Here is an 11,183-nt window from a genome sequence, read left to right as displayed (position 1 = left end):
CTCTCGACGGTCCTCCCGGCGCTGCCGAGCTCGTCGTAGAGCTCGAGCGCCGCCCTCTTCTGCTCCTCGGAAAACATCCGGGCTCCTTCCCGCCCACCCCGCCTTCCAGGATTTCTGCCGCACCCCCAGCAGCCTCGCGCGGGCAGAATCACCGTAAATTTGACGTCCTTTGTATTTGAGCTATATCGCGCGATTAAACGTGCGACGAGAGTCTCTTCAGGTAACGTGCGAGACGCCGTGATGCTTCATAAGACGAGTCAGGGGCAGGCGCCCCCAGGCGTCAGCACGGCGGATTCGCCAGAGTAACGCGATGCCGGCGGACGCGGCGGCGGGCCGGCGGCAGCGGACGCGGGGCAGGGTGTCTGAACTTCGGCGCCGCCTCCAGAGTCGGCGAGGGGCGGATCCCGGCGCCCGGATGCAGAGAACGCCTATTTGCTGCAGAACAAACGTCGCTCTGCAAAAACACGGCGATTTGCTGCAGCACAAGCGTCGTTTCGCAACCGCATAAAAGTCGTTCCTCAAACAAACGGCGATTTGCTGACGCATGAACGTCGCTCTGCAACCGCGTAAACGTCGCCCCCACAAACAAACGCCGATTTGCCGCCGCATAAACGTCATTCCGCAACCGCGTAAAATCCGTCCCGCAAACAAACGGCGATTTGCTGCAGTTTTCTCGCGTCTCCCAAAGTAGCCCAATCGGCGCGAGGCCGTGAACTGGGAAAACGCGAAGCTCAACGGCGGTGTACTCGGGGCATCCCTCAAAAACTGCAGCAAATCGCCGTTTGTTTCTAAGCTCCGCGCTTCGGGCGCCCCGTGAGCGCCGGCGCGACGGGTTCGCCAGAGCGACGCGGCAGCAGCGGGAGCGGAGCCAGAATTGTCGGCGTGCTTTGCTGTCGCAAGGGCCCTTCGTGTTCCGCGCTGGTTGCTCGACTCTATGAGGTCGATGAATTGGCGTAGCTTATGCCCAAACGTGCGAGCGCCGAATCAGCGACAGGCAAGCCGTCTATGAAACTCGAGCGCGAATGGCAATCGATCGTTGTCTCGAGGAGAGACGTTACGGGCGTTTTGTTCACGTGGGTCGATTCAAGCGACTTCTTCTTGTGGTGAACGATGATTCCGCGACCCTTGGGGTGCTTCGGGCTTCCATGAGCTACGTGAATGCGCCGTGCGAGGTGACCCGATACGTAGAACCCATGAAACGCCGCGGCCGCATGCGGGCAGAAGACCCATTTGGGGCGAGTCTCGCTCAAAGCTCGTGCGATACAGCGCATCTTCTCAGGCGACGAAGACCGTTCCATGTCTGAGTGCGCGCAAAAAGATCCTGACGCGGAGAGGCGTAATGGCGCCTTTGCGTACGCAAACGAAGCGCCTCTTTGTCGGGCTGGCGCATGGAAGAAAAAGAGGCCGGAGCGCAATGCTCCGGCCTCGATGGCGTATGGTTACTTGCGGCAAGACGTTATTGCTTGCGACGGAAGCCATGCTTGCAGTGAAACCTTGTAGTGAAACCTTGCAGTGGAACCCAGCCGTAGAACTTGCAGTGGAACCCTGCGGTGAAGCCTAGCGGTGGAACCCTGCGGTGGACTCTAGCAGCGGCGCCTAGCAGTAAAACAGCATGTCGTCGTAGGTGGGAACGGGCCAGTAGTCGCGAGCCACGATGGGCTCCATTGCGTCCACGGCGGCGCGCAGCGCTTCCATGGCGGGCGTCACGTCGTGGGCGTAGGCGTTCGCTCGCTCCTGGAAATCGCCAAGGCTCTCGGCATCGGAATGGGCTTTCGAAAGGGCCTCGAGGCTCACATATATCTCATGCACGCCTTCGGCTAACGTAGCCAGTTCGCCGCGCTCATCTTCCATGGGAACATCGGGGGCGACTTCGGTCACTATGGCGATGCCCTTCGCCACCTTGTTCGCATAGGCGCTTACCTGCGGCAGATAGGTGCGCCGCGCCATGCGCTCCATCGTGTTTGCCTCGATGTTCATGCGCTTGCAGTATTTTTCCAGCTTGACCTCGTAACGGCTTCTCGCCTCGGTTTCGGAGAGCACGCCCATCTCCTCGAAGAGCGCCAAATTCTTGGGTGCTACGAAGCACGGCAGCGCATCAGCCGTGGTGGGCAGGTTGGCCAGTCCGCGGCGGGCGGCTTCCTGATGCCACTCTTCCGAATAGCCATCGCCGCCAAAGAGGATGCGTTGGTGATCGGTGAGCGTTTGCTTTATGTAGGCGAGGGCCGCCGAGGCGAATTCGTCGGCGGGCACTTCCTCCATGGCGTCGGCGAAGCTCTTGAGCGACTTCGCCACCGCGGCGTCGAGCACCATGTTCGCATCGGACACGTTCACGGCCGATCCCGGCATGCGGAACTCGAACTTGTTGCCCGTGAAGGCGAAGGGGCTGGTGCGATTGCGGTCGGTGGCGTCGCGGTCCAGGGTGGGCAGCACGTCCACGCCGAAGTCGATGAGCGACTGCGTGGCATGTGCGGCATGCTCTCCGGCGATAATCCGGTCGACGATCTCCTGCAGTTGGTCGCCCAAAAAGATCGAGATGATGGCAGGCGGTGCCTCGTTAGCGCCCAGACGATGGTCGTTTCCGCAGGTAGCGACGCTCATGCGCAGCAGATCCTGGTAATCGTCCACGGCTTCGATCACACATGCGAGAAACACCAGGAACTGCACGTTGTCCTCGGGCGTGTCGCCGGGGTCCAGCAGGTTGGCGTTTTCGGTGGCAAGCGACCAGTTGTTATGCTTGCCCGACCCATTTATGCCTTCGAACGGCTTCTCGTGCTGCAGGCACACCAGGCCGTGATGGCTGGCGAGAAGGCGCATTTCCTCCATGATGAGGAGGTTCTGGTCGACGGCAACGTTGGCGTTGGCGAACACCGGCGCCAGCTCGTGCTGGGCGGGCGCGACCTCGTTGTGCTTGGTCTTTGCGGGAATGCCAATGGCCCACAGCGCGTCGTCGAGCTCCTTCATGAAGGCGTTCACCGTTGGGCGAATGGCGCCAAAGTAGTGCTCCTCGAGCTCCTGGCCCTTGCACGGCGGCGCGCCGAACAGCGTGCGACCGCACATGATCAGGTCCTGGCGCTTGGCGTAGGCGTCCTCGGGAATCAGGAAATATTCCTGCTCGTTGCCGATGGTGGGCGTGACCGACCGCGGGTGCTTGCCGAACAGCGCCAGCACGCGCTTCGCCTGCGCGTCGACGGCCGCCATGGAACGCAAGAGCGGAGTCTTTTTGTCGAGGGCCTCGCCGGTGTAGGAGCAGAACGCCGTGGGAATGCACAGCACCTCGTCCTTGATGAACGCCGGCGAAGTGGGGTCCCATGCGGTGTATCCGCGCGCCTCGAAGGTAGCGCGCAGGCCGCCGTTGGGGAAGCTCGACGCGTCGGGCTCGCCCTGCACCAGCTCCTTGCCGCTGAATTTGGCGATCGCGGTGCCGTCGCCAACGGGCTCAAGGAACCCGTCGTGCTTTTCGGATGTGATGCACGAGAGCGGCTGGAACCAGTGCGCGTAATGCGTGGCCCCGCGTTCGAGTGCCCATTCCTTCATGGCGTGCGCCACGGCGTTCGCCACATCGAGCGCGAGCGGTTCGCCCTCCTTGATGGTGCGGTTGAGCTGTTTGTACACATCCGATGGCAGATACTTCTTCATCATGTGGTCCGAGAAGACCATGGTGCCGAAGCGCTCCTCTAATGCAGTCATGGACGGTCCTTTCTCTGCTTCATATGTATGACCCGCTTGGTATCAGCTTATGCGCGGCCTGTTTCGCCGCAGTTGCGCGCTTGTTGCAGAAGGGGGACGATTCCGTTTCGTGCGGGTGACGAGCATGTTTCCAGCGAGGAACGGCTGTGTTTCCGTCAGGAAAACATGGAGGTAGGAGGCGTTGAGCCCGGAGCCGGTTTGTCGGCATCCTTTGAGCATCGGGGCGTTTTCTTATATATAATGCTCGGCATGCTAGACGGGATCATTTCATTCTTACGACGCGAAGCGGTGCTGTGCATCGCTTTTCTGTGCGCTGCCGTTTCGTTCGCGTTCGTGCCGTTCGACGCTGCTCAAGTGGCAGCCTCCATCGATGCGCGTGTCATCGTGCTCCTGTTCTGCCTCATGGCCGCCGTTGCGGGCCTTAAAGACTGCGGCTTGTTCTCATGGTGCGCGGCCAAGCTGCTCGCTCGAGGCGGATCGGTGCGTATTGTGGCGTTCATTCTTGTGATGCTGCCGTTTTTCGCCTCCATGCTCGTGACCAACGACGTGGCGCTCATAGCGTTCGTGCCTTTCGCCATCATGGCGCTCGGCGCCGCCGGCAGGGCCGATCTCATCGTGCGCGTGTGCGTGTTGCAGGCGATCGCCGCCAACCTGGGAGGCATGGTCACGCCGGTTGGCAATCCGCAGAACCTCTTTATATATACGCGCTTCGGCATCGGGCTTGTCGATTTCTTCGCGGCGCTGCTGCCGTTTGCGCTGCTCACGTTCGTCCTGCTTGCTGCGGCGTGCCTGGCGTTGGGGAAGGGCCCCGTGAGCGTGCGCATTCCCTTCGACGAGACGCGCATTGCCAAGAGGCGTTTCGCGTTTCACCTGACGCTGTTCGCGCTTTGCTTGCTGTGCGTGGCGCGCGTCCTGCCGCACGAAGCCTTGCTCGTCGTGGTGCTCGTGGCCCTGCTCGCGTTCGACCGCAAGACGTTCAAGCGGGTCGATTACGGGCTTCTGGGTACGTTCGTGTGCTTCTTCGTGTTCTCGGGCAACATCGCGCACATTCCGGCGGTGGCCGATTTCCTGCGCGGGCTCATGGACATCCATCCGCTGCTCACCAGCGTGGCGGCGAGCCAGGTCATAAGCAACGTTCCCGCCGCCGTGCTGCTCGCGGGGTTCACCGACAACTGGCATTCGCTGCTTCTGGGCGTTGACCTGGGCGGTCTGGGCACGCCCATCGCTTCGCTCGCGAGCCTCATCGCGTTTAGGCTGTACATGCATACGCCCGGTGCGCAGGCCGGCGCGTTCATGAAGGAGTTCGCCGCCGCCAACGTGGCAGGGCTTGCGGCGATGCTTGGTCTGTACGCGATTCTCTTTGTTATATAGATGAGGAACGGAACGGGGCAAACGACGGTTGCAGAGTAGGCGGAGGCCTTTCCATGCGGGGAAGGGCCGAGGACGCAAGGGCGGGTGCGCGAAGCCGAACGCGCGAAGCGTGTTGCATATGCAAATCGCTCGGCGCATGCGAAGTCCCTGTAAAGCCGCAAAATTCCCTCTTGCGCCCGCGCGGTCAGGCGCTATAATGCAACGGTTTCTATTTATCACATGCTTGCGCGACCTGGCGCTCGCGAGTGGCCACTCGAAAAAGGCTGCGAGCACAGGGAAGACCGCAGGCAGAGGCTTAACGAATGGAGAGTGCAATGACGAAAGTCAGCATCAAGACCCTGCTCGAGGCAGGCGCCCACTTCGGTCATCAGACCCGCCGCTGGAACCCCAAAATGAAGCCGTACATCTTCGGCAGCCGCGGCGATATCTACATTCTCGATCTCAAGCAGACCCTCATCGGCATGGACCAGGCCTACACCTTTGTGGAGCAGACCGCTGCCAAGGGTGGCACCGTGCTGTTCGTGGGCACCAAGAAGCAGGCCCAGGAGGCCATCGCCGCCGAGGCCGACCGCTGCGGTATGCCCTATGTGAACGCCCGTTGGCTGGGCGGCATGCTCACCAACTTCGTGACCATCCGCTCCCGCGTGGCCCGCATGGAGGAGCTTGAGGCCATGGAGACCGACGGCCGCATGGAGGTTCTGCCCAAGAAGGAGCAGATCATTCTGCGCAAGGAGCTCGCCAAGCTGCAGACCAACCTCAACGGCATCCGCAACATGAAGAAGATCCCCGACGCCATCTTCGTCGTGGACACCAACCGTGAGCAGCTGGCCATCAAGGAGGCCAAGCGTCTGGGTATCCCCGTGGTGGGCACTCTGGACACCAACTGCGACCCCGATGACGTCGAGTATGGCATCCCCGCCAACGACGACGCCATTCGTTCCGTCAAGCTGCTGTCCACCTTCATCGCCGACGCCGTGATCGCCGCCACCGGTGCTCCCGTGCTCGAGGAAGAGATGCTTGCCCAGGCTGGCGAGGCTGAGGCGGCCGCTGAGGCTCCCGCTGCCGAATAGGCGCAGCCGCCAACAGGCGATACATCTGTGACTTATGCCGCTCGGCTTTTGGCTGAGCGGCTTGTTTGAGAAAAGCCCGCGTAATTTTTCGAAGAGAAAAGGAATCCAAACATGGCTATTACCGCCGCTATGGTTAAGGAACTGCGCGAGATGACCGGTGCCGGCATGATGGAGTGCAAAAAGGCGCTCACCGAGGCCGAAGGCGATATGGACAAGGCCGTCGACGTGCTCCGCACCCGCGGTCTGGCCGCCGTCGCCAAGAAGGCCGGTCGTGCCACCAACGAGGGCACCGTCATGGCTCTGGTCTCCGAGGACGGCAAGACTGGCGCCGTGGTCGAGCTCAACTGCGAGACCGACTTCGTGGGCATGAACGAGAAGTTCAAGGCCTACGCCGAGAAGATTGCCCGCGCTGCCATCGCTGCCAAGCCCGCCGACATGGACGCCCTCAAGGCTGCCGAGGTCGACGGCGAGACCGTTGAGGCCGTGGTCACCGACTGCATCCATGTGATGGGCGAGAACACCCAGCTTGCTCGTTTCGCCGTGGAAGAGGCCGGCGCTGTTTCTTCCTACATCCATATGGGTGGCAAGATCGGCGTTCTGGTCGCCTTCGACGTCGACGGCATCGATGTGGCTTCCGACGAGTTCAAGCAGTACGGCCGCGACGTTGCTATGCAGGTTGCCGCTGTTTCCCCGATTGCCGCTAACCGCGACCAGGTCGATCCTGCTGTGGTCGAGCATGAGATGAGCATCTATAAGGCTCAGGCCGCCGAGTCCGGCAAGCCCGAGGCCATTCAGGAGAAGATGGCCACCGGCCGCCTGGAGAAGTTCTACAAGGAGCAGTGCCTGACCGAGCAGGCGTTCGTCAAGAACCCCGACCAGACTGTGTCTCAGTACACCGATGAGGTCGCCAAGAAGCTCGGCGGCACCATCAAGGTCGTCGACTTCAAGCGTTTCGCTCTGGGTGAGTAGTTTTTAGGGCCGTTCGGAAGAACGGCCTTTTTCGTATTAAGCGCTCGACGTTGCAAGACCGTCGGGCGCCCATCCGGCCGTGACGGCGCGAGATGACGTAGTGGAATGCGCTGCGCTGCTCGCGCCATCATGCCTATCTGAGGTTCCGGACGGCTTTTTGTCGTTTCATTCCGATTCTGCAAGGTTAGAACGCTTTCTTGCACTCGCAGCCTCGCGTACGCAGTGTGCGCTACCTCCAATCCCATGAACCTTTGGCATCAGCACTGTCCTCGCTGTGTCGTTCTGTGCCTCGCGGCTAGAAGCCCCGGTCATCTGCCTATTGATGCCTTGGGAGCTTGCGAATGAAATCGCTTGGCCGCATGACGGGGCTACCTTCGGCACCTTGTTGCGTCTCGTTGTTTTTGATGGCGCCGGAGATTACTTCTCGTCGCTTGTCGGGTCGATTCTGGTGCATGTACACGTATTTATTTGAAAAACGCCAATTATTTTGAGTTGCGAGCTTTACGTACAAAGGACTTCCTTCGTTGAGCGGGCTTTGGAGGCGCTTTGGAGGCGCTTTGGAGGCGCTTTGAAGGCGCTTCGGCGGGTGACTATCCCTTTGACGCGTCGATACAACGCTAATAACACGGTTTCGAATGCAATTGACCTTCGTAAGGATTCTGCGTTGATCAATGGGAGTTCGCAACTCGAAAATAATGGCGTTTTTCATCAAATATGTTGTACAGGGAGTTCATAATTCGATAAATTTGGCGTGTTATGTGGGGATTGATTCGAAGGGAGGTGGGGTCATGTCTAGGAAGGCGAAGCGCGTGCCTAAGCGCGGGGCGGTGTGGCATCTGTCTGCCGAGGAGGTGACGCTTGCCAAGAAGCCGCGCTACAACGGGTTCGCATGCGGGCACGGCGCGCATGGCGATACCAAGTACAATCGGGCGCGCGCCAACCGCGCATGGAAGCGCGACATGCAGAAGGGGCCTCACGGCCCCTTCTTTTTTGCGGGAATGACCGATGCGCTTACGCGATGAGCATGCCTTTTCTATTCGCATTCGGAATCTTGCGCTTCGGACGATAAGACTGTGCCGATGTCTCGCTGATTGGGACGGCAGGCAGGGGAGCGCCGGGCTGTTTCGGCCGATACCTCTGCTAACGGTTCTTTCTCACGTGTACGAGCTCGATGGCCTCTTTGCCGGTGAGATGCTCTATGCGCAGCTCGAACATGAGCAACGCCTTCCAGAATCGCTCTATTTCGGCCGTTTCAGCCTCCAACGGCATATCGGGGGCATAGCGGCGGCTGAGCAGCCGGGCGGCCTCGCGTTTTTCGTCATCGGCCTCGAGCATGCGCACATGTCCGAATGCGATAACGCTGCGGAAATACGTGGTGAATTCCTCGGGTCTTACGTCGTCTTGCCCAATAACGCAGAACGAAGCCTTGGGTTCGCGCAGCAACGCATCGACTTTGTGGCCTTTTGTGGCGCTATGGAAAATGAGGCGCCCCTTTCCCTCATCGTACGCATAACTCAGCGGCACGGCATACGGGTAGCCGTCGTCTCCCGCCACCGCCAGCACGCCCGACGTTCCTCGCTTAAAGATCTCGGAAGCTGAATCGCGATCGAGTTCTTGTTTTATGCGTCGCATGGCTCTGAATTCCATAGGGAGTCCTTTCATTGATTAGCGAATTGCGCGATGCGATGAGCAAAAGCAGTTGCCGCCATTGCTTGCCGAAAGAACGGCTGTCTCCACTGCCTTACCCTGTAAGCCTCAGTACGAAAGGGCAGGGTTTTGTCTCTGGGTGGCAAAAAATCGAAGTATGTAATCCAACTTATTATAAAAATAGGTAAGTCGGTCAGTTATTCGAAGTATGTAACCCGTGTCTACATGAAAAATGCTTGTTGCTGATATTGGGCGGACGTAGGCAACCATTTGACCTGCTGTTTCGTCGAGCTCAATTGATCGGGAAGCGTGAGCGTCCAAATACTGTGCCTGCGAGAGTGCGATAATCCGCAAAATCGCTTGACGGGGGATTACGTACTCAGGATTATTGCCACGGTACCCCTTGGTGCAGCGCGCAGAGGGTTACATACTTAGAGAAACTGTCATTGTTCGCTTTCGCACCTCGTGGGTTGAGCTTTAGCTTGCCTGGGAGCGAGGGTGGGCGTCGCCATTCGCTTCGCGCCTTACAGGTGAGCTTTCTTACGTAGTTATGCCTGAGAGCGGGGATGGGCGTTGCCGTTCACCTCGTGCCTTGCGGGTTGGGTCCTCTGCGCGAAACGCAGTGGACGACGCAATGAATTTGCCTCGTGCGTCAGGGTTGGAGCTTGGAGCTGGAGCTCTTGCTTGGGGCTGAGCATAGATGCAAGCCCCGGGCTTAGCGCTAAGGATGGAGTTGGCGCTGAGCTCACATCGTCATGCGGAGGGTTTTCGCTTAGCGCGCGGCTCGATGCGCTGCGGTGGCCGCTTGTGCCTACCTCCCTATGGTTTTTGGAGGAGGTTGGCTTCCAGGGGTTCAACCTCCTTTTCTTTTTTGGGAAAATAGCCAACGGTCTATTTTGGCGGCAATGAGTGTCAATGTCCGTCTATGTGCGTGGTGCTCATTTGGGCAAACTCCGCGTGGACAGACGGTCGCGTATATCTGCCCACGCGCGGAGCATCCACGCCTTCGTCTTCCTAGCCGCTCGAGTGTGCTCAGGCGCATGAACGAGTTCGGCATGAGCGAAGTGATCACGCTTGCGCGTGGCGGTATCGGACGGCGTTAATGTCTTTCGGCGCACACCTTGCCGCTTTGATTCGAAAGGGGATTCCCAATGGCCAAAGAGATGATCGTCGTCGAGGGCGGCACCCCGCTCACCGGCGAAGTGAAGATTTCTGGCGCGAAGAACTCCGCGCTCAAGCTGATCGCCGCCTCCATCCTGGGGCAGGGCGAAACCACGCTGCATAACGTCCCGCTGATTTCAGACATAACCGTGATGTCCAAGGTGCTTGAAAAGCTGGGTGCCCGCGTGTCGCGCGAGGGCCATACGCTCACGGTGGACACCGCCCATGTGGACACATGGGAAACGCCCTATGAGCTGGTGTCCAAGATGCGCGCTTCCATCGCGGTTTTGGGGCCGCTCGTGGCCCGTTTCGGCAAGGCGCGCGTGGCTATGCCGGGCGGCTGCAACCTGGGCGCCCGCAAGATTGACATGCATATGATTGGCATGCACGCCCTGGGCGTGAACTTTGAGACCGACCACGGCTATATCAACGCCAGCACGCCTAACGGCCTGCACGGCGCCTATGTTGCGCTCGATTTTCCCAGCGTGGGCGCCACCGAAAACACCATGATGTGCGCCGTAACGGCCAAGGGCCAGACCGTCATCGAAAACGCGGCGCGCGAACCCGAGATTGAGGACCTGGCCGACATGCTCAACGCCATGGGCGCCAAAGTCTCCGGCGCCGGCTCGCCCACCATCATCGTTGAAGGGGTGGCCCTTGAGGACCTCCATCCCTGCGAGCACACTACGGTGGGCGATCGCATCGAGGCCGGCACCTTCCTGGTGGGCGGCGCCATGATGGGCGGTCCGGTAACGGTGCGCGGCATCGAGCCGAGCTTTTTGCGCATGGCGCTCATGAAGCTTTCCGCCATGGGCTGCGCGGTGGAGATCGGCGAGGACTGGATCACCGTGTCACGCAAGGGACCCCTGCACGCCATCGACATCCAAACGCTCCCGCATCCTGGGTTCCCCACGGACCTCCAGGCGCAGTTCATGCTGCTGGCGGCGGTTGCCCATGGCAATTCCGTGATCACTGAAAACGTGTTCGAGAATCGATTCATGTTCGCCGACGAGATCGGACGCATGGGTGCCGAGGTGACCATAGAGGATCATCACGCTATCGTGAGCGGCGTGGAAAGGCTCCAAGGCACCGATGTCAAGGCTACCGACCTGCGCTGCGGTGCGGCGCTCGTCTTGGCGGGCATCTTTGCGGAGGGCACCACGCGCGTGCATAAGATCCATCACATCGATCGCGGCTACGAGGACTACGTGGGCAAATTGACCGGTTTGGGCGCGCGTCTGCATCGCGAGCCCGATGAGGATATCGACTGGTAGGCGT

Annotated in this window: 7 protein-coding genes; 5 read left to right on the top strand and 2 right to left on the bottom strand. The window is 60.1% G+C overall.

The window, feature by feature from the left end; all coding sequences use genetic code 11:
- Window positions 1–1,596: 1,596 nt before the first annotated feature.
- Complete coding sequence (locus tag DMP06_RS06800) at window positions 1,597–3,687, bottom strand: glutamine synthetase III family protein (protein WP_123208984.1); 2,091 nt, start codon at window positions 3,685–3,687, stop codon at window positions 1,597–1,599.
- 249 nt (window positions 3,688–3,936) lie between these two features.
- Between DMP06_RS06800 and DMP06_RS06795 the strand changes: the two genes are divergently transcribed.
- The 4 genes from DMP06_RS06795 (at window position 3,937) to DMP06_RS06780 (ending at window position 8,119) form a co-directional block, all read left to right on the top strand.
- Window positions 3,937–5,058 carry an SLC13 family permease gene (locus tag DMP06_RS06795; RefSeq protein ID WP_123208995.1) on the top strand — a complete coding sequence of 374 codons (1,122 nt, stop codon included), beginning with the start codon at window positions 3,937–3,939 and terminating at the stop codon, window positions 5,056–5,058.
- A gap of 314 nt (window positions 5,059–5,372) precedes the next feature.
- Window positions 5,373–6,128 (top strand): 30S ribosomal protein S2, encoded by a 756-nt coding sequence (rpsB, locus tag DMP06_RS06790; protein WP_123208983.1) that lies wholly within the window; start codon window positions 5,373–5,375, stop codon window positions 6,126–6,128.
- Window positions 6,129–6,239: 111 nt separating this feature from the next.
- A complete protein-coding gene (gene tsf, locus DMP06_RS06785) occupies window positions 6,240–7,097 on the top strand; it encodes a translation elongation factor Ts (protein ID WP_123208982.1) in 858 nt (285 codons plus the stop codon).
- 788 nt (window positions 7,098–7,885) lie between these two features.
- On the top strand, window positions 7,886–8,119 hold the full coding sequence (locus DMP06_RS06780) for a hypothetical protein (protein ID WP_123208981.1): 234 nt from the start codon (window positions 7,886–7,888) through the stop codon (window positions 8,117–8,119).
- A 118-nt stretch (window positions 8,120–8,237) separates the two neighbouring features.
- Here DMP06_RS06780 and DMP06_RS06775 read toward each other — a convergent pair whose 3' ends face one another.
- Window positions 8,238–8,744, bottom strand: a complete 507-nt coding sequence (locus tag DMP06_RS06775) for a pyridoxamine 5'-phosphate oxidase family protein (protein WP_123208980.1) — start codon at window positions 8,742–8,744, stop codon at window positions 8,238–8,240.
- A gap of 1,151 nt (window positions 8,745–9,895) precedes the next feature.
- Here DMP06_RS06775 and murA point away from each other — a divergent pair.
- The gene (murA, locus tag DMP06_RS06770; protein ID WP_123208979.1) at window positions 9,896–11,179 is read left to right on the top strand and encodes a UDP-N-acetylglucosamine 1-carboxyvinyltransferase; all 1,284 of its coding nucleotides are present in this window, start codon (window positions 9,896–9,898) and stop codon (window positions 11,177–11,179) included.
- Window positions 11,180–11,183 lie beyond the last annotated feature (4 nt).

It is taken from the genome of Slackia equolifaciens (assembly GCF_003725995.1).
Lineage (GTDB): Bacteria > Actinomycetota > Coriobacteriia > Coriobacteriales > Eggerthellaceae > Slackia > Slackia equolifaciens.
This window is presented reverse-complemented; position numbering and strand designations above follow the sequence as displayed.